Source organism: Zobellia sp. B3R18 (assembly GCF_018860715.1).
Taxonomy (GTDB): domain Bacteria; phylum Bacteroidota; class Bacteroidia; order Flavobacteriales; family Flavobacteriaceae; genus Zobellia; species Zobellia russellii.
This window is the reverse complement of record NZ_JAHKQG010000003.1, coordinates 209,728-235,852: the sequence shown is the minus strand read 5'-3', so window position 1 is coordinate 235,852 and position 26,125 is coordinate 209,728. Positions and strand designations below refer to the sequence as shown.

The following is a 26,125-nucleotide window of genomic DNA, read 5'->3' as shown; positions in this document are numbered from 1 at the left end:
TGAGAGGCAGCCGCATCATCTCGCCGCTAAAATAATTCCTCCACTGGAGCAATCATTTTATCACGTGTTTTGCCAAACCGACGAAGGAGGTTTATGAATACCTTTAAGAAATAATAAGTAAGCAATGAACTAAAATTCTCTTAGACTGTTTACCCTTTCGACAACAAACAAACCTTTGATTATTTTTTGATGATTTTGCGAGTATACGTCGCATTAGAAGTTTCGATTTTTAAGGAGTACATTCCAGAAGAAAAACCATCCATATTGATTTTTACGATGCCATTGGCCACTTCTGCAGTTTTTCCTAATATTTGCCTTCCCCCTGATGTGTATAGAGACAATTGAACATTCTTTAGTGAAGAGTCTTCTAAAGTGACCGTTACATCACCTTTTTCCACAGGGTTAGGATACACGGATAATCCAAAAGCCATTAAAATTGTTTCTTCATAAATTCCTTGACATTCCTTATCGGTGCTCACGGTCAAACTATTTTCAATCTGTGAGAGCGGTAATTCGATTTCGCTATCATCAGTATTATAAATAGTACCGTTCAGATTAACGTTATAATTGATTCCACCACTCAATTGTAGAACAACCGATTTACCAGAATCATTGATTTTGGAACTTACGGACAAAGATTCGGGTTCGGTAATCTCAACGGTAAAGCATTGTTCAAAATCAGGATGTTCTGTAATTGTGATGCACACATCATAAGTTCCTGCACCTAAATTTTCAAAGTTTACCGTATCGTCAAACGATTTTGATTCGTCTATCGAGTTTCCCGTTAGAACCACATGATAGGTGTAAGGTAAAATTGCACTAATATTAAGACTGCCATTAGTACTATCGGTACAAGATGCTCCTGTAGTTTGGACGGTAAAATTATCGGCTGGCAACGAGAACACTAGACAACCATCGATATCGACCGAACTTTCCAAAGGAGTTTCTGAACATTGGTCGTTTTCGTTGGCAATACCATCACCGTCAATATCATCATCACATGAATCACCCAGAACATCATTATCAAAATCAGGACTATTTGGTTCCGCAATAACCACTTGAACTGTTTGGATGCAACCTACAGCATCCTTTACAGAGACATTATATGTCGTAGCCATCAAGTTGCTAAAATTGTTTTTCGTTGCATAGTTTGTGCCATCTATACTGAATTCATATGGGGCAACTCCACCCGAACCATTTACAGTTATAGTACCATCATTCAACCCTTTACAGGTAACATCAGATTTACTGGTATCGATAACTAAGATTTCGGGTTCGTTTATGGTTACACTCGTAGTTTTTTGACAACCGTTTGAATCAACAACCGTAATTGTATAAGTTGCAGGAGAAAGGTTTGAAAATATGTTATTAGTAGTCAAACTGCCACCATTCATGCTGTATTGATAAGGTGCTAAACCGCCGTTGGTGTCTACCTCAATACTTCCATCGTTTGCCCCAAAACAACTTACGTCAACTTTAGAATACGTTGTATGTAATCCTTCGGGTTCTACAATGGTTATTAAATTTGAGAAACTTTCTTGTGGCGTATCGTCAAAAACCTTTATCATATAATTACCTGGACCAAGATTTTCAAAAATGTTACTAGATTGTGCAGGAATGATGATGTTAGAATTATCATCCGACAATTCATATAAATATGGCGGTTTTCCATCAACTGCATCGGTTTGGATAACTGCATCATTAGAACCGTTACAGGAAATTGGAGAGATTAATGTTGAATTGGCAACTAATGGTTCCACATTATCGCAGGCATCACCAACGCCGTCGCCATTTGAATCTTCTTGCAAAGGATTTGACGTAGTTGGACAATTATCATTCTCATTTAAAATATCATCGCCATCAATATCCTCATCACAGGCATCGTCTATTCCATCGCCATCCAAATCCGTGATGTTTTCTTTTACACTAACGGTTATCTGCCGATAAACAGTGCAGCCATTACTGCTCAACACTGCAATAACATGATTTCCTTCTGATAGGCCATCAATTATGTTAGATGATTGAAAACCTTTACCACTGAGACCATAACTAAAGGGTCCATCGTCCCCAGTCGCCGTTATTTCAACTATACCATCGGCGGCAGCATTGCAACTAACTCCCGTTATATTTGTTGTTACTTCAAAAATTTCAGGATTTTCAATATTTATGTATGCGATGTGTTCATCACCATAATCATCAATTACTTTGGTCGTGTAAAACCCAGCCTTTATGTTTTCAAATAAATCGCTAGTCTGAGTGATTGTTGGGTTTCCATAAGCATCCAACAATTGAAAGATGTATGGTTTTTCACCACCTGTTACCTGCACTTGAATAATACCGTCACTTTGATATGGGCAGGAAATAGGTTGAAATTCTACTATCACGGAACTCAAGGGTTGCGGGTCTTCAATAAATTCTGTAATTGCGGTGTTTGTAATTATGGGAGGGTTAAAATCAAAATAAATGTTTGCTAGACTTTCAACCTTATCGCCCACTGATATATCATTTTTTGGTTTTATTTTGAAGGAAATGTAACCATGGCTTTCAGGTTCGTTGGACAAACTATCGGGCAGAAAAATATTTTCAAAGAAAAATTCTACATCCTTGCCATTTGTTATGGTGGTAGTATTTTCATGACTTGACGATATAGGGGTAAAAGTTTCCCAATTTAAGTTGGCATCTAGTTCATGATTGACCCTAACATTTATTGCAGAAGCTGTACCGGTATTTTGAAATCGAATTAGATAGTTTAAGTATTCGTCAGAATCTTTCATGAAAATGGAATCACCCTCTATAATCCTGATATCATTCGGATCATAGGAACCAATAACTATTTCGCGTAGCGTGAAGTCGTTATCTACCCATGTTGCATCTCCATTTTTGGGATTAATACTGGCCTCGAACGTTAGAACATCAAATAGGTTTACTTCAGGAATAGTGGGTATATTAAAATCTATAATCGCTTTTCTTGACTCAAATGGAAGTAACTGATTGAATGCAATTGTCAAGGTGTTTTGTGTTTGTGTTTCTATGGTAGTATCTGCACCTAAAAATTGTAGTCTATCATCGAAATCAAATTCAACGGATCCGTCCAGAATTGTTGTACCTGCATTTGAATAAATCAATTCGTAAGAAACATCAAAACCAGGTCTTGGTTCATTTAATGGAACAATCCTTACGTTTAAATCATTGATTGTCTGATTTTTGATAAAACAAAAGTCGATATTTTCAGAGTTGCCTATACCTGTGAAACTAACCGTTTGACTTTCTGGATTGGGAGAGAACCAGTTATTGAAATAGGGTTCGACCGAAACATCATAGACGCCTTCATCAACAAAAAGCTGATAATAGCCATTGCTTAAAGTATATGTAACGTAACTATTAGTACCGTCGGTAGCAACAACTTTGTATTTGGCTATGGGTTTATCCGTTTCCGAGCATCCGTTTTCATCGAAATCAAGTTGTACTCTACCTTCTATTTCATTTTTTTGCGGACCCAAATTCTTGTGCAGTACTATTGAGGTGTCGTCTCTATAGAAACCATTATTTGAATGCACAGTAAGTAAATCATTGAGACCATCACCGTTTACATCGCCAAAAGCTGTTGCTTTTGGATGTTCAAATCTAATATTATCTCCCCAAGTTCCATCTGTAAAGGCTTCAATGAAATGATTTTGCATAACCCCAAAATCCCCCAAGCCATCAAGGTTTTCAAACCATGCATATCCGTAATCATAAGTTGATTCTCCATTTTGAAAATCATATTTTTTAGAACTTCCATAAATATCTAAATCACCATCACCATCTATATCTATGGCTTGAGTATTATCAAATTTGGATACAGTATCACTCTCCGAAGCCTCTATATATATTATTGAACTGAAATTTCCGATACCATCGTTTTTAAGCCACCCTATTTTTCCGCCAGTGTTAAAAAGAATGTCTAAATCACCATCAGAATCAATATCAGGAGCAGTCAGGTCATATAATTTTAAGTTTACGCCATATTCTAATCCAATGTCTGGTATTACAACATTGCCTTCATTAAAGTTCCCCTGTCCATCTAAATTTTCATACCATAAAAGCCTATCGTAGTTTAGGGAACTTGGACTATCTGAAATTTCGACAATAGCCATCACATCTAAGTCGCCATCTCCATCAAAATCTTCCAACATGATATTTGTATTGGAAATCATGCCATCATCTATAATAATTTCTGAAATATTGTCTGGAGAAACAAAACCATCCGTGCTTTTAAACCAAGCAATTTCTATTGACGTATTACCGCTATTCTGACCGCTAGCAGCTAATATGTCCATATTCAAATCACCATCTATATCGCCAACAGCGATTTTGTAGTATCGAGAAGAAGCCTTTTGAAATATAGTGTTTTGTTCAGAAAAACTATCAGAACCGTTCATGTTTTCATACCAGAAAATAGTAGATCCGTTCACAAAGGGAGCTATCAAGTCTTTATCCCCATCTAAATCTAAATCTTTAAATAATAATGGATATCCACTAGTAAATTGAAGTATTTCTTTTGAAGCGCCGAATGTGCCATTTCCATCAATGTTTTCAAACCACACAACTGGTTTTAAGTTGCCATTTTTTGATGTAGCTAAAATGTCTAAATCACCATCAGAATCAATATCTTCCATAAAAGCACTGTGAAAATTTGACCCAAAGTTCTCGTTGACGTTAAATAAGAGACCATCTTGAAACTCGATTTGGGCAGATAAACTAAAAGAGATGGTCAAAAAAAAGAGTTGCAGTAAAAGTCTTTTCATAAGATTCGGGGTCTTTGGTTAGGTACAGGCGTAAGTAGGTTATTTGGTTTATTCTTATCAAAACGAAAATGTTAGGGGTTTATTTTTGGCAATGTTTTACAGTTTTTTTTTCGATAAAGTGTCCTTTAATTGGCTAAAACCCATCTTTGGGTTATTTATTCGGCAATTCTACGTTCTTGAAACTCATAAAAAAATAAAACCTTTAGCAAAATGAACTTCAAAACTTTATCAACCGCTTTGCTGTTACTTTTTTTCACAAATATATTCTCCCAAAATAAGGGTCTAGTTACCGCTAAAAACGGCGACAAAAAAAAGGGCATAATCGAACACAATGAAAGCCAAATTCTTTTTTACGAAAATGAAGATGCCAAGCCTGAAAAAATCGCCCATGAAGAAATCGAACATATCAAAACGGGAGATATTGAATATTTTCGAGATTCACCGAAATCAAAAAAGTTAGCAGAATATCAAGTCATCGTAAATGGAGAGACCTTATTTGTTGCTAGACATTTCAAAACCAATTATGGGAAGATGGAGCGAAAATACTTCTCAAGTAATGGTATAAGTCCTAACTAAAGCTCTAACAGCACCCCAATCTTGGCAAGAGGCCCTAGGAGTAAAAGCATGGTTATCAAATTTTATATCAAAAAGTCTGGCATAAACCATGTTGAACAAGTATACCGCTTAATTGTCGGCGATGTTGATTGGCTAGATTACAAAAGAAAGTAAAAAACTTATGGGCGATTGCAAAGAGTTGGTAAAAAAAGTTAATAACGGCGATTTTAAAGATGACGAATACGGCAAAGAGGCAGAATTGGCCGAAATAGTTTACTTCTACAACCAGAATTGTGGGAAATTGTCAAAATAAACTTGCTGATTTTATTCGAATTTTTACAGACTAACCCATTCCACACACATTGCAATCCCCGTCTATCAATTCCAATTACAAAAAAATTATGGCTTACAATGGTCCTCCTTGAATTCCAAATTCAGTAGTAGATTCTATTACCACCTTAAAGCCTTTGTACGTTTCCGGCAGCGTATTTTTTACATCAGTTAAGGAAACAAAAACCGTTATACAGGGTTTACCATCATATTCTCCTTGGGCCACGCCTTCAATTCCGTTAAGGTGTAGCCAAGATTGTATTTCTTTTAAAGCGTCTTCTATGTTCATGGTTATGCTATTATAAAATTAGTATTTGTTGTTTCTATACAAGTACAGCCAAGCTCCTCATCTAAAGATAATTAAAACAGAGCGCAATTGTAAAACTCAGGGTAAACTAGATGTCACCCTGAGATTTGTATTCAATGTTACTTCTAAGCGACCATTCCTGTTATATTTCCGTCACTCTTACGCGCAACATGGATTGCACATATAAAATGTTGTTCACTATGGTTCTTGTTGCGGAGCCCGCAAACAAAAGTCCTACGGCACCTTCATTGGTGTCGCAAACCAAACTTCCGGAGTCACCACCGGCGCTCATATCCGTGGTTATTATCTGACGGCAAAACTTGGCTATTCTTCCGCCTCCATAATTTACATTAACAGTTGCGTTAATATTTGTGACCTTGCCTGTAGTAAAGCCTGTAGTTCTGCCTGCCTTTTGCACAATGTCTCCTACTTTTGGCGCTGCGTATAGCCGTTTAACATGTCCGCCCCAATAGATTTCCCTGTTCAGATCTTGCAGATTGCCTTCCGCTATAGCAGCATCTACATAATTACAAGGTGCATTGTCTCCATCAATAAATTTGATAGGAATATACCTGCTCAACCTTGCGATAACATCTTGCGGATATTTTCCGCCATCATAAGGCCCTGGCTGAAGAATAGGGTCTCCAATACGTGCATCATTACTATTGGCCAACACGTGATTGTTACTTAAAATGTAGTAACTGCCCGGCTTGCTCGGGAACGGAGACAAATCATAACAGCAGGTTCCTAAAGTTCCTGCGGTAATTTTGTAATGCCCCACACTAAAACCACCCATTGCCGGACGAATTCTTCTTGTTAAAGAAGGAACAAACCCATTGGCTTGAGCAATATCCCGGGTTTCGGGCTCTACTTTTTGTGCTTCTTTTTGAGCTTCGCAATATGCGTTACCCGCAAACAAGGTGCCTACTTCCACCACATCTGTTTCGATTCCACCAATTTTTTGATTGACCAAATCCTTCTGTGTTAATAAACTGGGGTCCAATTTATGGGTTACAAGTACTGAAAGTACAGGCTTGTTAGTTTCCACCCCGTTCTTTACTTTGTTGCCAATGGCAACCCCTACCACGTTTGACAAACTAAGCAACTCATCTTGATGCTTGCTTTGAATGTCTGCAATTTTTAACGACTTTTCATCTAATGTCTGATTAACCATAACATTTATTTTTATGCCATACTATACACTCCCAGCGCTAGGTTAGCATGACGATTGTTTGTACGATTTACTTTTATCTTAAACCGCTGGTATTTAAAATTCAACATGAATACTGCTGGGGGATGGTACTGTTCGGGGAGATATTGCCGGAGGAAAGTACGGACTGACAGCTGTCAAAAATCAGGAAAGCTTTTTCAATACCGTGAATTATAGATCATTAAAAGATAGAATGACTTTTTCTTTAATATGACCACAACAAAAGTAAATGTAATCAATTGCTTATGAGCTAAATATGTATGTGTTGCTAGGATTTATGTATAGATTAACAATAGCATAAAATCGTACTTAGTACACTCCGCTCCCCTAGTTGGTTCGCATGATAAGTGTCTATTTACAAGTTTAGAATGGCTTTCTAGAAGTATTCGTTTTACCAAAGTCACTATCGGATTAAAACTAATCTTAGGATGCCAAACATTCGTCTCAAATTCAATAATACAATCTGAAATCTAGCAATTTACAGACATTGTAATGTCTTTGGTGAAGCTCTTCAACTACCTCAAACATATCATCATCTTCTTTGAATAAGTTAAAGAATACTTTATCCAGATTGGCACTGCTTATACCGTTAAAGACGTTACCGTAGCCAGAGATGGCTTTAGCACTGGTGATGTCCAAGAAATATTGTGCTTCTTCTTCGTCCAGATTTAGGATTTTTGCATTGGAAAAATGTAGAATCTTTCCTTTTAACCGGCCTTCGAACAGTTCTGCAATTTCCTGTAAACTGTAGTAATACCCATTTAGGCAAATGCTATTGGCTTCTCCGGCCATAACCAAATAGATAATCTCATAGTCCTTAAAATTATGGTCATCTAAGACCAATGCATTTAAGCTGTCTTCTAGGCCTTCTATAGTGTCGCAGGTTTTATAGATGCTAGCAATACTGTATTTCATGGCCAGTTGCTCCAGTGTTAGCTCCGTTTCGGTAACTTTTGGGGAATCTATATCTTCTACTCCCTCTAAACAATACACAAAATGGTCTTCGTCTAATGGTTGTTCTTGGGGCAACTGACGTCTTTTCTCTAGCAAGCTCTTGAATTTAAACTGGGTGAACGAAACGCAAAATTAAAATAACCCAGCCATTCTTTTTAGCGTTTTTCGGATTAAATTCATTACTATCTTTATATATAATTGGAATCCGGAAGTAGGCAAAAGATGCCCATATAAGTGAATAATATACAGTTAAAAATGGCCACTACTTATCGTTAATCTAACTTACTGAAAGTACTATTCCAACTCAATTTCAAATGCCATCTTATATACCTTCTCTCCCAATGAATGATTTTTCCTCAGTACGGTTATCTTGTTTACAGTAAAGACTTTGGAGTATGATTTTTCTCGAAAGTACGCCCAGCTTCGGTCAAATTCTAAATCTGGAATTTTACTTGCAATGGTCATATGAGGGACTCCTATTTTCTGAGTGCCCCTGTTACCAATTTTCGCTCTCTTTCTCAACACTGCCACCATAAGGTTTTGAAGCTTGATAATTTCGGCTTCCATAACACCTATACATAAAGTGTTTGAGCCAATAAATTTTTGAAATCCATTGGCATGAACTTCAAATCGCTTTTTACCTCCCAAAGCATAACGCAATTCATTTAAAATGGTTAGCTCTGGAATACTTTCAATCATGAAATTGCTTAGACTAATGTGGGCAATGGAATGAATATATCTGGCTGTACCAAAACGATACATAAAATCTTTTTTAAAACCGAACAGGTCACTTTTGATATGAGCTGGCGGACTAATAATAATCAGATACTCTCTAAGGCCTTCCGTTAAACACCATGTTCGTTTTTCCAACTCTAAATTTTCCATTGCGTATTGAGGGTTTCATCAATATTAGTAAAAATTCCTAAAATATGGAATTTATACTGAAAATTGGATTTATTCCAAAAAATAATATCATATCCTCACCCATGTTTCTAACCAGTATAACAACGACATTCAAGATAAACATCTCATTTGTTGTTAGGTTTCAACTTATTACCGATTATCGAAAATACTAGTGTGAAACTTGAGTAAATACAATCTTTTCTAGTGTTTTTAGTTTATATAATTCTTTGCATGCGCTTAACGGCTGATATAAAGACTAGACCAAAACCAACCTATACCCCACCCCCATGAAGTACTTACAGGCTCTTATACTAGTATGTGTATTAATCACTTCTTGCACAAATGATGATGATTCTTTAGAAAAAACTTTAGTAAATGAGGTTATAAATGATACCATTGCGGTAGATACCACAACAGTAGCTATTGATGCCATTAGCGATATAGAATTTGAGGCTAAAAATTTTGGAGCTGCCCTAACAAGTAATTTTATTGGAGAAATCACGGATATTGACGCTAAGCCTTTAGGGCAAGTGAAGGTAACCATCGGGAGTCAATCTGTAGTAACAGATGATAAAGGTGTCTTTGTCTTAAATGAGGTTACTGTAAATGAAAAATTTGCTTATATCAAAGCAGAAACGGAAGGCTATATTTTAGGTTCCAGAAGTATAGTACCAGCGGCCAGCGGTAGTAATGTTGTAAATATTACGCTACTTAAAAAGAATACTATTGAGACCGTGAATTCTGGTGAAACCTCGGAGGTCAGCTTAGATAATGGTGCAAAGGTAAATTTTGGAGGAAGTTTTATAGATGCATCGGGTGCTCCATATAACGGAAAAGTAGAGGTTTCTATGCATTATTTGGAACCCAACCAAACAGAAACGTTTTCCCAAATGCCAGGTTCCCTCTTTGGAAAAAGGGAAAATAATGAGGCTACTGCTATGGAAACCTACGGTATGCTGTCTATTAACTTATACTCCCCTAATGGAGAGATTCTAAATATTTCAGAAGATACGCCTGCAAAACTATATTTTCCTGTCTCTTCTAGCACACCAAATGCTCCGTCATCCATACCACTTTGGTATTTTGATGAAGCTGTTGGGTATTGGAAAGAACAAGGTGCTGCAACAATTATAGACGGAGAATATGTAGGTGAGGTATCTCACTTTACCTGGTGGAATTGCGATTTACCGTTAAACACTATTAGGGCGTGCTTTGAGTTGAAACAAAACGCAGCCTTACCTAACTCTTATTTTGAAATTACCAGGGCTTCCAATGATCAGCTTGTATATTCCGGTTATACAAATGAACTGGGTCAAAATTGTGGTCTTTTCCCTAAAGAAGAAACCCTTGAAATTACCTTGTTTAGTGATTGTGATCCGGAAAGCCCGGCAGGGTCTAAAGAATTTGGTCCTTTTACAGAAGATGGTTTGAACATCACCATTAATATAGACGACTTGGCAGATGTTTCCATCACAACCTTATCCGCTACCGTAACCAATTGCAACAATGCGCCTTTGACCAATGGTTATGCTTTTATACATTCCACAAATGATATCAATGACTTTAAAATACTCCCCATAACTAATGGTGAAATTGAGCAACAATTAGTGTATTGTAACGAAGCGGACTACCTCATTGTTGTAGTAGATGCTGATACCGATGAAACTTCAGATGAAATTACCTTATCCAGTATTGTGAATGGTATTACCAATTTAGGACAAATACAAACCTGCCCTAATCAAGGAAGTACTATATATGAAGGGTCAATAACTTTAACTACCCAAGAAGAAGTAGATGCTTTTGGTGCTTTTGGATATAGGGAGATTACTGGAGATATAAAGCTAGATGGGCAACAGAGCATTACCTCCTTAGAAAGTTTATCTAGCCTAATGGTTGTTGGAGGGGAATTTTATATAGAAACAGGAGCTAAAAACTTAAATGGTTTAGAAAAACTTGAAACTGTTGGCAGTAATTTGGCTTTCATTTTTAATATACATCTAACTACGTTATCTGCACTTGAAAATTTAAGTTCTATAGGAGGTAATCTACGGTTTACAATAAATACTAAACTTACGTCGCTAACAGGCTTAGAAAGCTTAACTTCTCTTAATGGAATTGAAATAAATGGTAACGGTAGCCTTACTACACTAACAGGATTAGAAAACATAACTTCAGTTCAGGAATATTTGTTTGTATTGGACAACAATAATCTTACTACGTTACAAGGCTTGAACAATGTAACCTCAGTTGGAAACGGCTTAACCATCGGAAATAATAATAAGCTTAACACACTAACTGGATTGGATAATATAATTTCTGTTGGAGGAAATTTACATATTAGGGGTAATGAAAATCTGGTATCTCTTATAGGTTTGGAAAATCTTAATTCAGTTGGCAACCAAACCGTAATAGGTGATAGTTTCCGTCCCAACCCTAAACTTGAAAATTTTTGTGCACTGACCAATCTATTCACAACCGGTACTTTTAGTACAGTAAGTATCTCAAATAATAAATACAATCCATCTTTTAATGATATATATAACGGTGAATGTGAAGAATTGCCCCAAAGCGGTGGTCTATACGAAGGTTCCATTACTTTAACCTCTCAGGAAGACATAGAGAACTTTGGAACAATAGGCTATACCGAAGTTACTGGAGATGTGATTATAATGGATACTGCTACACCAACTATTACCTCACTTGCAAACCTGGATTACTTAACTACAATTGGGGGCTCATTGACCATTTCTAAAACAGCGGTAACCAATTTGCAAGGTTTACAAAATCTTACATCTATTGGCAATCGTTTGACTATTAGCAATAATAGCAATTTAACCAATATTACGGGCTTAAATAATCTTACGGCTATAGAGGGTAGATATATAAACATCAGTAATAATTCTGAGCTTACTTCTTTGTCGGGTCTGGATAATTTAACTAGGATAAATGGGGAATTAAGAATTGCTAATAACCAAAGCCTTAACTCATTAGTTGGCTTGGGGAATATTACATCTATTAATCTTGCGCTTATTATTACCCAGAACATGGGACTAACTTCTCTGCAAGGACTGAATAGTTTAAATTCAATTGGACAAGGTATTGCGCTTTATGGAAGCGAATATAATACCGTAGGATTACAAATTACGACCAATTCCGAACTTACTTCATTTGCAGGGTTAAATAATGTTACAGCGTTAAAAGGTGATTTGGTTATTAGACACAATGCAAAACTAGTTACACTTGAAGGCTTGGAAAACGTTACTGCGGTTAACGGTCATTTACAAATTTCAAGAAACAGCGAACTTATTTCTCTAAAAGGACTAAACAACATTGCATCTGTACAATATAAATTAGAGGTGTATCAAAATTATAAACTTGCCACTATAATGGATTTAGAAAACCTTACTACAGTAGGTTCTGATTTATCGCTACATGAGAATAAGATTACCTCATTGAACGGCTTTGAAAATCTTAGCTCTGTTGGTGGCATGATTACTATTGGGGCATCGTTTGATGAAGATTTTAATATGGTCTATGGAGGCAATTATAACTTAACCGATTTTTGCGCATTGACCAATTTTATGATCAATGGCAGTTATACGGATGTATTCATTGAACAGAATGCTTATAATCCTACAGTAAACGATATTTCATACGGTAGCTGTAGCCAATAAAACGGCAATAGAGATTTAAATATATTATTCATAGGAACCAACACCTACGTGGTCTTCAAAAGTGTAAAGTAAAAGGTGGTGCCTACGCCCTCTTCACTTTCTAACCAAATGGAACCGTTATAATATTTAATGATTCTTTTAACGATGGACAGACCTATTCCAGATGAGGAACCAGTGCTTTCTAATTTGGTGAAGATTTTAAATATTCTTTCAAAATAATCGGATTTGATCCCAATACCATTATCTTTTACAAAAAACTCATAATGGTCACTTTTATCAATATAGCCCACATCTACGGTGCCCTGTTCCTTATCGCCATAGTTTATTGCATTCTGAATCAGGTTTTGAAAAACCTGCTTAAATCTCCAGGTATTCCCGTACAAACTTGGCATGTTCTCTTGAACCGTAACCTTTATATGGCCGGGCACTAAAATAGTTTCCAAGACTTCTTTAATGAGGATATTAAAATCAACCTGTTTGTCTTCTGATTCTATTTTATCTATAGTGGAATAATCCAGAATTCCCTTTATTAAGAAATTCATCTTTTCTACATTGAACAAGGCCTGATGTAAAGGTTGTATGGTATCCTCTCCCAAAGCTTCCTTATTGTCATCTATAAACCAACTCACCAAAGTGTGAATATTAATGAGAGGGGCTTTTAAATCATGAGATACCACATGGGCATATTCACTTAATTCTTCATTTTGAAGCGATAGATTCTTTAATAGTTCTTCCTTCTTCTTCTCTTGCTCCTTTATCCGTTCTTCACTCTCTTTACGCTGTATGACATTAACCAGCATATTGGCATAAACAAAAAGGATGTCCTTTTCATTATCATCATACTTATTGATTTTTTTGACAGAATCAAAACCGATAAAACCGATCAACTCATTATTCTTGATTTTTGGAATAGTAATTAGACTCTTAATGCCCTGTGGTTCTAAAACGGCTCGTAAACCATGTTCTCCGTCTTCTGGTAATTTGCTCACATCTTCCACAAAGAACGGCTCTCCCTTTTTATGTGCTTCTATCCATTGCGGAATAAAGTCTACAGGTACATTCTGCAAGTTCTCTATTTCCGGTTCTATACCTTCAGAACACCATTCATAAGTGTTTGAAGTGGTGTTATTCACAAAATCATAAGAAAAGATATAGCTTCTGTCCGATTCTACGAATTCGCCAATTTGCTTTAGGGATGCTCTGATAAGTTTATCAATATCCGATAAATCGGAATTAATATGTTTTGTAGAGATACTGATTAACAAATCCTGAAAACGCAGTTGTCTTTCAATGATTTTGTCTTTTTCTAGCTGACTAATAGTTGTATGGTTATCACCTTCATTGGTTGTTGAAAGTTGATTTTCAGCATGTAAGTCTTGTTTTTTCATTCCACTCTTCAATATAATAAGATAAATAGACTTTTTTATCCCTTGGTTAGCAGTTACAAACTAAGTTAAAAAATATGTATTATGTTACTTGACGTACTGTTTACATAGGATTTATACTACTTATTAACTCAAAAGTTTAGGATTTCTTCTAATTGAACCAAAAAAAGTGTGATATAAATTAACTCTTTTTATGAGTTACAGGTAGTTCTTATACCTTATTTTTGCCGCCTTAAAATAATTATCAAGAATCTCAAAAAGAGGAGATAGCAACCTGCAATAACGAGCAAGGTGCTAAAGAGATAAGCCAATTAGTTGGAACAAATGTTAACCCATATGTCTATCTATTTGCTTCTACTTCCTTTTTTAGCATAAAGAAAGAAATGGCAAACATCAAAGATAGAACTCCAAAATTTTCCGCTCTCGTACCCCTATTCATTTTTGTATTTACTTTTTTGGGTGTGGGTATATATCAAAACGATTTCTACGCGTTACCTGCTCCCATTGCAGTAATTGTAGGGATAATTGCTGCCTTCCTAATGTTTGGGCAATCTATAGATTCTAAAATAAAAACGGTCTTAAAAGGCTGCGGAGATGATAAAATACTAACCATGTGTTTGATCTACTTGTTAGCAGGTGCATTCGCTGCAATTACCAACGAAACTGGTAGTGTTGATGCCATTGTTAATATGGGATTGGATTTTATAGCCATTCAATACATCTACGTTGGCATTTTTATTATTGCAGGGTTCTTATCGGTTTCTACCGGAACTTCGGTGGGTGCCATTGTTGCTTTGGCTCCTATTGTAGTGGGATTTGCCGATAAGAGCGGCGCGGATTTGGCCATTTTATGTGGCGCATTGTTAGGAGGTAGCATGTTTGGCGATAATTTATCGGTAATCTCGGATACTACCATTGCAGCTACACAATCCTTAGGTTGTAAAATGAGTGATAAATTCAAGCAGAACATTAAAATTGCCGTACCCGCTGCCCTATTCACTATAGCTATTTTAATCTTTCAGGGTTTGGGATTAAAGTCCGCCGAAACGGAGACTGTAGTTTATAGTTATTCTGTCATCAAAATTATGCCCTATCTTTTGGTCATTGTTCTATCTATTGTAGGAGTGAACGTTTTTGTTACCTTACTATTAGGTTCAGTATTCGCTGGACTTTTGGGGATTGTTTATGGTGATTTTACCCTTATAGAATCTACTAAAATTGCCTATTCTGGATTTACGAACATGACAGAGATTTTCTTGTTGTCTCTATTAACAGGAGGATTGGCCGCTTTAGTAGAACGAAACGGAGGCATAGAGTTTATACTGGTCAACATAAAGAAGCTTATCAAGAACAAAAAAACGGCACAGCTAGGTATTGCCTCATTAGTGAGTACTATTAATATGGCGATTGCCAATAACACGGTTTCTATCATCATTGCCGGCCCCATTGCCAAAACCATTAATGATGAATACGGATTGAATAACAAGAAAACTGCTTCCATCTTAGATATTTTTGCCTGTATTTTTCAAGGTCTACTGCCCTATGGAGCTCAGGTTTTAATGATTTTAAGCTTTTCAAACGGAAAAATCGACTATATAGATTTGGTTTCCAATACCTGGTATTTACTCTTGTTGTTCATTTACACCATCGTATTCATAAACTTTAAACCATTACATGTCCGCTAAGCTTGTTTTGAAGATAAAATGGGCCTTGTAGTGTTCTCACGAAGTTTTATATCCTTATACTCCAACTTCAGTTAAATTCATGCCGAAGTAATTTTTGTTCAAATTCTCATTAATAATTTAAAGTATTATTTACTTTTGTCGCTTATGATGAAAAGCAGCAAGAATTTTGTTTCTATGTTTTTTGTCGCTTTGTTTTTGGTATTCAAAGTGGCAGGACTGCATGCGCTTACTCATCATATTGACGATTCCGACGCGCAACATTGCGAGGTTTGTCACATTACCACAGCGGTTAATTTTACACCGCTTTTAAAAACGGAATCTCCTGTTCTACCGCAAACGGAATTCTATTTTTTTGAACAAAAGTTCTCCAACAATGCGCCACAGCTCGTTTTTGAGAACCAATTTTTAGGCAGTAATCGCTTTACGCGGCCTCCTCCACAAGTTTAACAGTCCATTTTGTATGTAGTACCGTCAATTTTTATAGGACTGGTACGCCTTTTTCATTCGTCACATTCTTTCTTTGCCACACTTCTTTTGATTTGTCGCACACTCGAATACGGTATGCTGAAAGCTAAGTGTTGAATATACATATGGACCTGTCTTTTTCGTAAGGACATCTTCTTTATCACTTATATCCTAATGCCGCAAATTGCTGTGTATAAGGATGATTACACGATTTATCGATACTCTTAATTTAGTTATACTATTATGTTGAAAGCAACGAACATAAGCAAGTCTTATCAAGGTAAGGCAGCTTTAAAAGACGTTTCGTTTGAAGTTTCCAAAGGCGAAATATTTTGTCTTTTGGGTCAGAACGGCGCAGGAAAAACCACTACGATCAATATTTTTTTAGGCTTTATATCAAAAGATGGCGGCCAAGCCTTTATTGCCGATAAAGAAGTAGGAAAGGACGATACCAATAAACTTACCGCATATATTCCCGAAACGGTACAACTTTACGGTAACCTTAGTGGCGTAGAAAACTTGGATTTCTTTAGCCGTTTAGCAGGATTCACATACACCACGGCAGAGCTGGAAGCGTTTCTAGCTAAAACAGGCCTGCAGTTGGATGCACAACATAAAAGGCTCTCCTCCTACTCTAAGGGAATGCGGCAAAAAGTAGGCATTGCCGTGGCGCTGGCCAAAAATGCCGAAGTTATTTTCATGGATGAGCCCACTTCTGGCCTAGATCCTAAAGCCACAGCGGAATTTACTCAAATCTGTAAGGAACTTGCCAGTATGGGTAAGGTCATTTTTATGGCCACCCATGATATTTTTAATGCCGTAGAACTGGGCACCACCATTGGTATTATGAAAGAAGGAGTTTTGGCTCAAAAGTTAAAGGCCAATGAAATTAACGCAAATGAATTAAACCAACTTTACCTAGAAACAATTTAGAAAAGATGAACCATTATATAAAAATAATACTGGCCTTACTACTATGCAACGCAACGTACGGTCAAATAAAAGTGAATGGTAAGGTTAACGATACGAACGGATTACCCGTTTATGGGGCCACTGTTTCATTTTCCAATACGGCTACGGCAAACAAAAGGGGAACCACCACCGAAGCGAACGGAAATTTTAGTTTTGAGATTTCGGAAACCGGCACCTTTCAACTGACGGTGAGTTACATAGGGATGAAGTCTATTGCCATTAAAAAGACTTTTGATGAGTTAAAAGATTACGATTTAGGAACCTTGGTATTGCAGGAAAATGTAGAACAGCTACAGTCCGTAGAAGTGGTTGGTCGGGCAAGAACGGATTATAATAGTGATTATTCGTTCTCGGCTACAAAAGTGGCCATTGCCAACAAAGAGCTACCACAAGCCATTACTTCGGTAACCAAAGAATTAATTGCAGATCGTCTTGCCTTTCAGGTACCCGATGCCGTTAAGACGGTAAGTAATGTTTCTGTTACAGGTCTGTACAATCACTATAATATTCGTGGTATTACACAAGCGGATGACGGACAAGTATTAAACGGAATGCGTACCCGTCAATATTACTTCCTTCAGCCTATTACCTCACACTTAGAACGTGTTGAAGTGATAAAAGGTCCCTCATCGGTTACTTTTTCGAGTGCAGATCCCGGCGGTACCGTAAACATGGTTACCAAAAAACCATTGGCAGAAAAACGTAATGAGGTTTCCTTAACTACGGGTAGTTTTGGAACCATAAGGGCTACAGCCGATTTTACGGGGCCCTTAAACGAATCTAAAACCCTGTTATATCGCTTAAATGCCGCAATTCAAGAGGCGGATTCATTTAGGGATGTTGTGAACAATAATGCTATTCTATTTACACCTTCTCTAAGTTATATTCCCAACGAGACTACCTCACTTAACGTAGAGATGATTTATAGCAATGCCGAAGGTAACTTAGATAGAGGCCAACCTATTTTTGGCGCTATAAATGGGAACTATGATATAGATAGTACTCCAATTACAATGAACGTGGGTGCTTCAAGCGATCACTACAAAAACAAAGAGCTCATTTTAATGGCGAACTTTAGCAAAAGGTTTACCGATCGGTTAGGTTTCAATGCACAGTACATGAAACAAACCTGGGACGAAGATTTAGCCGAGCACAGAGTGGATGGTGCAGCCGTGGATATTGATGGGAATGTAATTCCTACGCTGGCGCGAATGCGATATGATGAAAGACAGCAATTTTGGGAAACGGACAACTTTAGCACCTATTTCACTTACGACATAAAAACCGATAAGATTACCAATAAAACCTTGGTGGGTTATGATGCTACACGTTGGGAGCGGAAAATTGGAGCCGGATTCCTTCGTGCCAGAAGATACTTAACGGTAGATGGTGGTCAGGCTAATTATGACCCCAGTAATCCGGATAACTTTCAGCAAACGGTGGTAGATGGTGTTACCATACCCGTGCCTGCGGTTCCTCATTTTAACTTAGAAGACCCTTTTAACGGCGCTAGGAATACCAATGCGTACAATCTTGCGGAACTAAGTATTCCTGCAAACCTAAATACTTCAAACGGTTTCTATATTCAAAACCAGTTTAAGGTGGGAAAATTTTCAGCTTTGGTAAACTTACGATATGAGCGTTTCACGGATATTTTTGATTGTGAAGGAGATGAGCAAGAGTTTACAAACGATGCGATTGTACCTAGATTTGGTCTAACCTATGAAATTACAAAAACCGTTAGTGCATATGCCACTTACCTAGAAGGCTTTCAACCGCACACCAATACAGTTTCTTTATCACCAACGGCAGAAGGTTTCTTTTGGGCCACTTCCCCAAGTAGATTTGATCCGTTGGAAAGTAGCTTGACGGAATTTGGCGCAAAAGGAGAGTTTTTAAACGGAAAAATATTCGCCAACCTTGCCATTTTCAATATTACTCAAAAAAACATCCTTCTTGGAGATACCTATGATTTGGATAACCTAACCACCAGAGGTGAACAAAGAAGTAGAGGTTTTGAAATGGATGTGTCCGGTTATATAGCTTCAAACTTTCAACTTACGGCATCTTATGGGTTTGCCGATGCTGAAATTGTTGAGGATGCCATAGAGGAATTCATTGGTGAGCCTATTGGTGGTGCCCCTAAGCATAATGCGAATATTTGGGGTCGTTATGATTTCACTAATGAAACCTTAAAAGGTATCGGAATTGGATTGGGTGCCCAGTATATGGATGAGCGGTATACATGGTATAACCCTACTTACGATACGGATAGACTACTCCTCCCTTCCTATACCGTATTTGACGCAGCGGTTTATTATAAACCAAATAACACAGGAATGCAATTGACCTTAAAGTTCAACAATTTATTTGATGAAACGTATTGGTTAGGTGGGCTAAATCCATCTAGATTAGGGCCTGGAGCTCCAAGAAATGTATTGCTGAATGCAACCTATAAATTCTAAGTATGAGAAAAAATGTAATCTATCTATTGGCACGCCAATTCTGGAAAGATGCCTTTAGATCTAAAGTGCTCTTAATAGCTTCGGTGCTAATGGGCGGACTATTATTATTTTCGGCCTATAGCGGATGGCAGAATTATAACGACCAAAATCATACCCGCCATGAAATTCAACACGAGGTTCAAGAAAGTTGGGAAAACAATCCGAACAAGCATCCACATAGAATGGCCCATTACGGTTCGTTCGCCTTTAGAATTAAGCATGTACTAAGTATTTTTGACCTCGGGATGGAAAATTTTGTGGGCAACGCCATGTTTTTGGAGGCGCACAAACAGAATACCGTCAATTTTTCGGAAGCAAGTATGTCCACCGGTTTATTGCGTTTCGGAGAAGTTAGTCTGGCCATGTTATTAAAGGTAATCGTACCCCTATTAATTTTCTATTTGGGGTTCAACACCATAGCTCAGGAACGGGAAAACGGCACCTTAAAATTACTGATAGGCCAAGGTATTACCAGAAAGGAAATTGTTTTTGGAAAATGGTTGGGACTATGGAGTTTGTCCTTGATCTTTCTTTTTTCCGTCTTTCTCGTGCTCCTATTTTTTATGGTATTGGAACGGTATGAAGTACATGCCGGTGGTTTGTTAAGGTATTTGGTACTTTTTGTTTTCTACCTCCTCTTTTTTGGCATTCTAGGCGCTATTACCGTTTTTGTATCGGCATTTAGTAAAACTGCTAAGGGGGCATTGGTGAAGCTCTTGGGTATTTGGTTGCTGTTCATCATTATCGTTCCAAAATCATTGCAGGCAATGGGGTATTACCTCTACCCTACACCCTCAAAAATAGAAATGGAGACTGCGGTAGAACACGATTTGGTTCAACTTGGGGATAGTCATAATCCGGACGACCCACATTTTAAGGCTTTAAAAGATTCCGTACTTGCGGCCAATAATGTTAGCGATGTGGCAGACCTTCCCTTTAACTATGGAGGGTTTGTAATGGCAAAAGGCGAGGCCTTAAGTGCCGCGGTGTATCACAAACACCAAAGTCAGCTGTATGAAGTCTACGGAAAACAGAACAATCTAGAACGATATTCTGCTTTTATCAACCCATATACCGCTATTAAAAATCTATCCATGGCCTTCTCGGGAACCGATTTCCAATCTTTTCTACATTTTAAGGATCAGGCGGAAAATTATCGATATGATTTAGCGCAGGAAATGAACCAGTTACAAATGGATTTGATTCCTAACAAGGGTAAAGCGGGACCGGATGTTATTTCCAGCGATTACTGGAAAAATTTTCCGCCATTTCATTATGAATTTCTAAGTATTTCGGAACTTTTTGAGAACGAGCTCATCTCCATCATAGCGCTGCTTTTGTGGGGTGTTTTGGCGCTATTTGGACTCTTAAGATTATCAACTAACCTAAAAGCCATATAAATGTATAGTTTATTGTTTAAATCATTTTTTAGAACGAAAATATTCTTGGTAAGTCTGGTGTTGCTCATGAGTGTTGGTCTTATCAGTATTCTAATTGGCAAGCAGTATTTGGTAAAACAGGAAAACACTATTGTTGCCGCTCAAAAGTTTCAGGAAGAAAGTATACGGAAAAATGTAACCTATCATAATGATGACCTGGGATTGTTGTTGTATTACCTTCGTTTTACCTTAATTAAGAAACCAGCCAATATAAACGCTCTTTCTATTGGTCAGAGTGATGTAAATCCGTTATTGCAAGCAGTCACCATTCGTGGTCTGGAAGGACAAAAATATGATACCGATTTTGAGAATCCGTCCTTGCTCATGTCGGGCAACCTAGATTTAGGGTTTGTCATCATTTATTTGTTTCCTTTAGTGTTGATAGCCATGACCTTTAATTTATATTCTGAAGAAAAGGAATGGGGTACGTGGCGTATTTTGGCCGCGCAAACTTCTGGAAAAGCGGCCTTTTTATTCAAAAAACTCTTGGTTAGGGTACTCTTTGTTTTTGCGGTGCTCGTAGTGCTTCTGCTCCTATCGAGCGTTATCCTACAAATACCCATGGACCAAAATTTCTGGGGTATATTTTTACAAAGCCTTTTGTACCTATTATTTTGGAGTACGCTCTGTTTTTGGATGGTTTCGTTTTTAAAGAGTTCTAGTTTTAATGCCCTGGCATTGATATCTATTTGGGTGGTCTTGACCATTTTATTTCCCGCAATGATCAATAATTATGTGCTGAACAAATATCAAGTTCCCGAAGCATTGGATGCCATGGTTGAACAACGTGACGGCTACCATGAAAAATGGGATTTGGAAAAAAGCGCTACAATGGACGGGTTTTTAGAAGCTTACCCACAGTTTAAAAATTATCCTGTTCCCGAAGACGAATTTTCTTGGCTTTGGTATTACGGTATGCAGCATATGGGCGATTTGGAATCTCATGATACCAGTACCGAAATGACCGAAAAAGTAATGTTACGAAACACGGTAAGCGAAACAGTGGCGCTTTTTGTTCCTACCATGCATGCGCAACTCAGTTTTAATCATTTGGCCGGAACGGATATGATCAGTCACTTGGGGTTTTTAAAACAACTTACCGAGTTTCATGAAAAGCTACGCTTGGATTTTTATCCCAAAATCTTTAAAAATCAACCGGCTGAATCTGTAGATTGGAAAAACTATAACATTAAATTTCATGAAGCCAACCGGAGTTTTAGCTGGCTAAAACTAATTCTTCCTCCCTTTTTAATAACCCTTGTCATAGGGGTTTTAGGAAGGATGAACCTAAAGAAACTATAAATGATAGGGCCGAATTTTTCGGCCCTTTTATATGAAGTAGATCTCAACTTATTTATTTTGAATACTCTTCATCCGTTACCGGCTGAAACCACTGCGCAGGTCCTTTATCCTTACTTGATATTGCAATATGTGCAACCGCTGAATTTGGAGTGGCACCATGCCAATGCTTAACATTTGGCATACATTTTATAGTCTCGCCATTACGCAATATACGCTTTGGCTCTCCTTCTTCTTGATAGTAACCTTCTCCTTGTGTTACAATCAATATTTGTCCCGCAGGATGTGAATGCCAATGGGTACGTGCCCCGGGTTCAAAAGTGACTAAACCAGCATACATGGTATTTAATCCGTCTGGAGGGGCTAACATATTTAACCATGCAGTTCCTGTAAAGTGGTCATTGGTTATTTCCGTTCCTTTTGGGAATATAGTTTCTTGCTGCTTAAGGTGACTGGTTCCGCTACATCCTACCACATTTGCCATAACGATACTGATGTATATTAATTTTCTACTAATCATTATATCTTATTTAATCGGTTACACTTTCTAGAACCCTAGCGAGAACATTTTTTGCAGTTTTCGCGTGCTCAGGTGAGGCCGTACGTTCTATAGTGGTTATAAAGTGGTGCAGTTGACTTGGTTGCCAACCTACGTTCAATGAAAGGTTTAGGTGACTGTTTAACATGGGCTCTAAGGCACCTAAACTTGCTATGACGGAAATGGTCACCAGTTCACGTTGTTTATACGTAAGTACATCGCGCTCAAAAATATCGGCAAATAAGTGTTCTTTAAGAAACTTATCCATTTCGGGTGAAAACTTTTGGTATTCCGGTTTAGGTCCGTCTAAGGGTCTACCTATCAAAGTCTCTAAAATTTTCTTTCCTCGCATATATTTTTCGCCTGTATCTGGAATAGGAGTAGACTCTACTCCCCTTTCATCAATAACTCCCATTTCTTTACGGTCATCAAGCACTTGTAAAAAAGTTTGTAAACCACGAATACTTCTTGGGAACCCGGCATAGGCGTACACATGTACCAACGCCTCTTTAATTTGGTTAACGGTGAGCTTATTATCCAGCCCATCATGAAGCGCAACCTTTAAGTTCTCTAAATCACCTTGTGCAGTATAACTTGCAATTTTGATGATGCTGGTTTCTTTATCAGTTAAAGCATTGTTTAAAGTTAATTCTTGCGCGTTAGATTGAAAACTGATAAATAATAATACCCAAAACAATACTGTTCCCGTAGTAAGGATATTGCTTAAACGTATTATAGGTTTAGTACTCAATTGCTTTAATTTCATAAGGGGTATATTAGTCTTTCAGTTGATCGGCAACGCTATCATAATATTCTTGAGATATCACTTCGGTCCATGTGGTGGGTTGTCCTCCTCCATAAATTGCTAAATAAGTGACATCACTATCCTTGGTTGAAGCGTGCCAGTGTTCTGTTTCTTTATCGCATTTAATCACATCGCCTACTTTAAGTATCACAGGGTCTTTTCCTCTTTCTTGATAATAACCTTCACCGTCAACGTAAATAAGAATTTGAGAAGTTGAATGTTTGTGCCAATCTAATGTAGAATTTGCCTTAAAAGTGGCTTTGGTAATATTAAAGTTAGTTTCATCATCTGCCTGTAATACTCCGTTCAACCATGCTTCACCAATATAATGCGTATTTGGTGCCTTGAAGCCTTCGTCTTTATATGAAGATACTTTGTAGTCCGTATTTTGAGCAAAAATGCAAATGGGAAGGATAAACAGTACCGTTGTTATTAGATTTTTCATTTCCTTGTTTTTTAGTTTAATTTCTTTTCTTCTAGCCAATTGTACATCAAATAGGCTATTTACTTGTTTTGTTCATTACAACTAGCAAATAAAAGTATGCTTGCAAGTACTAATGTATATTTTAGCTTTATCATGTATTACTTTGTTTAAGTAGTCATTTTAATAACAGGTATACCTTTTTTTAAATCTTTCTTTTTGTTGGAAAACTATAGTTTAAAAGAATACTCCACGTAAAATCGTCATCGGGTAATATTTGTGTGCTAAAGCCTTTGTTTATAACTCTGGTCAATGAAAATGGACAGTTCTTCTTCGCTATAGTTTAAAACCCCGAAGTATAGTATCCCGTAAGTTCATCTGAAGTAAGATAGTAAACTTGTGGCGTAAAGTTTAAAAATAACGAGTTTGAGAGAGCTATTTGGTTGAATGCAAGGTTGAATACCAAAAAATTAGTTTCTTTCACACCTTCGACAAAACCTCGACCATGACTTCATGAACATCTGCCTTTTTTGTAATCAATGAGTCCACCTCTAATAATATTACTTCACGGTCTTTATATCAGTTGTTTATTTAGCATTGTTAATTTTTTAGTGTTCAATTTTATGGGTATCACGTACACTGCTAAATGTCAGGTCCAGTAATTTCCAATCTTCTCCTTCCATTTTATAAAATTCTGTAACCGTAAATTCATTTTCAACATCATTTCCCCTTACATGTGCCGTAAGCGTAATACGGTTCCAAAGTACGGCGGTATCGTCACCAAATGTTTCTACAGCAACGTCATGTACTTCTGCATTTTTGTACCAAATACTTCCGGTCTTGATAATTTCTAGTTCCCTTTCTTTTTTCCAAGAACCACTCATATGTACAAATTTGGATTTTTCATGAAATAGCTTTTCCAAATTATCTACATCCTTATCAGCCATCCATTGCCATTTTAATGTTGATAGTGTTTTAATTTCTTCCTCGATTTCGGATTGTGCTATTGCATTGAAACTTCCTAAAATAGTAATGAGAATGGCGAAAATCTTAATTTTTGTTTTCATTTTATTATTGTTATTAATTAGTATTATACTTTAGTTTGTTTAAAGGTATTCCTTTAACTTTTCGAAAAACTATAGTTCAAAAGAATACTCCACGTAAAATCGCCATCGGGTAATATTTGCGTGCTAATGCCTTTGTTTATAACTCCGGTCAATGAAAACGGACATTTCTTCTTCGCTATAGTTAAAAATCCCGAAGTATAGTACCCTTTAAGTTCATCTGAAGTAAGATAGTAAACTTGTGGCGTAAAGTTTAAAAATAACGAGTTTGAGAGAGCTATTTGATTGAATGAAAGATTGAATACCAAAAAATTAGTTTCTTTCACTCCTTCGTCAAAACCTCGACCATACAAATAATACATGCCTACTCCTATTTTATTAGTAATTTGATATTTAGGCACCACTTCTGCACCTAAGTATCTTCTAGATTCTAATAGAGCTTCACTTTGTCCGTTACGTATGATATTGACCGTTCTAAAATTTAATCCAGGATGCACCCCCAACCTTAAAGAGAACTTTTTATTTTCCATTGCTTTGTACCTGAACCAAAAAAGCATGGTCCATGGTTTGCCTTCGAGCGAAAAACGCATATCTGGTTCAAAACTGAATTTCTTTTTAATAAACTTTAAATCGAACAACAAAGCAGGATCACCTAAAGAAAAAGAAGGAACCAATGATACGCCATTATGGGTAATACTGGCAGTACCTCTAAAATCATCTAAAAACATGTTGTTTTTCTCTTGTTCATTTTCCTGCGCATAAGAGGTCATGCATAATAGCAATAGCAAAAAAGTTCCTATCTTCTTCATTTAACGTGATTACATTGCC

Annotated in this window: 20 protein-coding genes and 1 riboswitch; of the genes, 9 read left to right on the top strand and 11 right to left on the bottom strand. The window is 37.1% G+C overall.

Annotated features, from left to right (window positions below; all coding sequences use genetic code 11):
- Window positions 1–179 precede the first annotated feature (179 nt).
- On the bottom strand, window positions 180–4,787 hold the full coding sequence (locus tag KO513_RS02040) for a DUF7619 domain-containing protein (RefSeq protein WP_215912072.1): 4,608 nt from the start codon (window positions 4,785–4,787) through the stop codon (window positions 180–182).
- 210 nt (window positions 4,788–4,997) lie between these two features.
- Here KO513_RS02040 and KO513_RS02035 point away from each other — a divergent pair, with 210 nt between their 5' ends.
- On the top strand, window positions 4,998–5,363 hold the full coding sequence (locus tag KO513_RS02035) for a hypothetical protein (protein ID WP_215912071.1): 366 nt from the start codon (window positions 4,998–5,000) through the stop codon (window positions 5,361–5,363).
- 160 nt (window positions 5,364–5,523) lie between these two features.
- Window positions 5,524–5,655, top strand: a complete 132-nt coding sequence (locus KO513_RS19695) for a hypothetical protein (RefSeq protein WP_256439053.1) — start codon at window positions 5,524–5,526, stop codon at window positions 5,653–5,655.
- A 93-nt stretch (window positions 5,656–5,748) separates the two neighbouring features.
- Here the strand turns inward: KO513_RS19695 and KO513_RS02030 are convergent, their stop codons facing one another.
- The 4 genes from KO513_RS02030 to KO513_RS02015 all read right to left on the bottom strand — a co-directional run bounded on the left by KO513_RS02030 (window position 5,749) and on the right by KO513_RS02015 (window position 9,028).
- A complete protein-coding gene (locus KO513_RS02030; RefSeq protein ID WP_215912070.1) occupies window positions 5,749–5,961 on the bottom strand; it encodes a hypothetical protein in 213 nt (70 codons plus the stop codon).
- 160 nt (window positions 5,962–6,121) lie between these two features.
- Window positions 6,122–7,153: a S1 family peptidase gene (locus KO513_RS02025; RefSeq protein WP_215912069.1), complete on the bottom strand. Its 1,032-nt coding sequence runs from the start codon at window positions 7,151–7,153 to the stop codon at window positions 6,122–6,124.
- A gap of 486 nt (window positions 7,154–7,639) precedes the next feature.
- Window positions 7,640–8,239, bottom strand: a complete 600-nt coding sequence (locus tag KO513_RS02020) for a DUF6642 family protein (protein WP_215912068.1) — start codon at window positions 8,237–8,239, stop codon at window positions 7,640–7,642.
- 198 nt (window positions 8,240–8,437) lie between these two features.
- A complete protein-coding gene (locus tag KO513_RS02015) occupies window positions 8,438–9,028 on the bottom strand; it encodes a 2'-5' RNA ligase family protein (protein ID WP_215912067.1) in 591 nt (196 codons plus the stop codon).
- Between the two features lie 305 nt (window positions 9,029–9,333).
- Between KO513_RS02015 and KO513_RS02010 the strand changes: the two genes are divergently transcribed.
- Window positions 9,334–12,720, top strand: a complete 3,387-nt coding sequence (locus KO513_RS02010; RefSeq protein WP_215912066.1) for a hypothetical protein — start codon at window positions 9,334–9,336, stop codon at window positions 12,718–12,720.
- Between the two features lie 44 nt (window positions 12,721–12,764).
- On the opposite strand, the gene KO513_RS02005 is transcribed toward KO513_RS02010, so the two are convergent.
- Entirely contained in the window at window positions 12,765–14,108 is a 1,344-nt protein-coding gene (locus KO513_RS02005) for a GAF domain-containing sensor histidine kinase (protein ID WP_215912065.1), read from the bottom strand.
- A gap of 233 nt (window positions 14,109–14,341) precedes the next feature.
- Window positions 14,342–14,440: riboswitch (SAM-I-IV-variant riboswitch) on the top strand.
- Window positions 14,441–14,488: 48 nt separating this feature from the next.
- Here KO513_RS02005 and KO513_RS02000 point away from each other — a divergent pair.
- From KO513_RS02000 to KO513_RS01975, 6 genes are all read left to right on the top strand, one after another.
- Window positions 14,489–15,790 carry a Na+/H+ antiporter NhaC family protein gene (locus KO513_RS02000; RefSeq protein WP_215912064.1) on the top strand — a complete coding sequence of 434 codons (1,302 nt, stop codon included), beginning with the start codon at window positions 14,489–14,491 and terminating at the stop codon, window positions 15,788–15,790.
- Between the two features lie 144 nt (window positions 15,791–15,934).
- Window positions 15,935–16,237 carry a hypothetical protein gene (locus KO513_RS01995; RefSeq protein WP_215912063.1) on the top strand — a complete coding sequence of 101 codons (303 nt, stop codon included), beginning with the start codon at window positions 15,935–15,937 and terminating at the stop codon, window positions 16,235–16,237.
- A gap of 261 nt (window positions 16,238–16,498) precedes the next feature.
- On the top strand, window positions 16,499–17,188 hold the full coding sequence (locus KO513_RS01990; RefSeq protein WP_215912062.1) for an ABC transporter ATP-binding protein: 690 nt from the start codon (window positions 16,499–16,501) through the stop codon (window positions 17,186–17,188).
- 5 nt (window positions 17,189–17,193) lie between these two features.
- Complete coding sequence (locus tag KO513_RS01985) at window positions 17,194–19,692, top strand: TonB-dependent siderophore receptor (protein WP_215912061.1); 2,499 nt, start codon at window positions 17,194–17,196, stop codon at window positions 19,690–19,692.
- Window positions 19,693–19,694: 2 nt separating this feature from the next.
- Window positions 19,695–21,131 carry an ABC transporter permease gene (locus tag KO513_RS01980; protein WP_215912060.1) on the top strand — a complete coding sequence of 479 codons (1,437 nt, stop codon included), beginning with the start codon at window positions 19,695–19,697 and terminating at the stop codon, window positions 21,129–21,131.
- A complete protein-coding gene (locus tag KO513_RS01975; RefSeq protein ID WP_215912059.1) occupies window positions 21,132–22,472 on the top strand; it encodes a DUF3526 domain-containing protein in 1,341 nt (446 codons plus the stop codon).
- A 52-nt stretch (window positions 22,473–22,524) separates the two neighbouring features.
- Here KO513_RS01975 and KO513_RS01970 read toward each other — a convergent pair whose 3' ends face one another.
- The 5 genes from KO513_RS01970 to KO513_RS01950 all read right to left on the bottom strand — a co-directional run bounded on the left by KO513_RS01970 (window position 22,525) and on the right by KO513_RS01950 (window position 26,106).
- The gene (locus KO513_RS01970; protein ID WP_252735641.1) at window positions 22,525–22,989 is read right to left on the bottom strand and encodes a (R)-mandelonitrile lyase; all 465 of its coding nucleotides are present in this window, start codon (window positions 22,987–22,989) and stop codon (window positions 22,525–22,527) included.
- 10 nt (window positions 22,990–22,999) lie between these two features.
- A complete protein-coding gene (locus KO513_RS01965) occupies window positions 23,000–23,773 on the bottom strand; it encodes a carboxymuconolactone decarboxylase family protein (RefSeq protein ID WP_215912058.1) in 774 nt (257 codons plus the stop codon).
- A gap of 10 nt (window positions 23,774–23,783) precedes the next feature.
- Window positions 23,784–24,257: a cupin domain-containing protein gene (locus KO513_RS01960; protein ID WP_215912057.1), complete on the bottom strand. Its 474-nt coding sequence runs from the start codon at window positions 24,255–24,257 to the stop codon at window positions 23,784–23,786.
- Between the two features lie 584 nt (window positions 24,258–24,841).
- Complete coding sequence (locus KO513_RS01955; RefSeq protein ID WP_215912056.1) at window positions 24,842–25,300, bottom strand: nuclear transport factor 2 family protein; 459 nt, start codon at window positions 25,298–25,300, stop codon at window positions 24,842–24,844.
- Between the two features lie 53 nt (window positions 25,301–25,353).
- On the bottom strand, window positions 25,354–26,106 hold the full coding sequence (locus tag KO513_RS01950; protein ID WP_215912055.1) for a hypothetical protein: 753 nt from the start codon (window positions 26,104–26,106) through the stop codon (window positions 25,354–25,356).
- Between the last annotated feature and the right edge of the window lie 19 nt (window positions 26,107–26,125).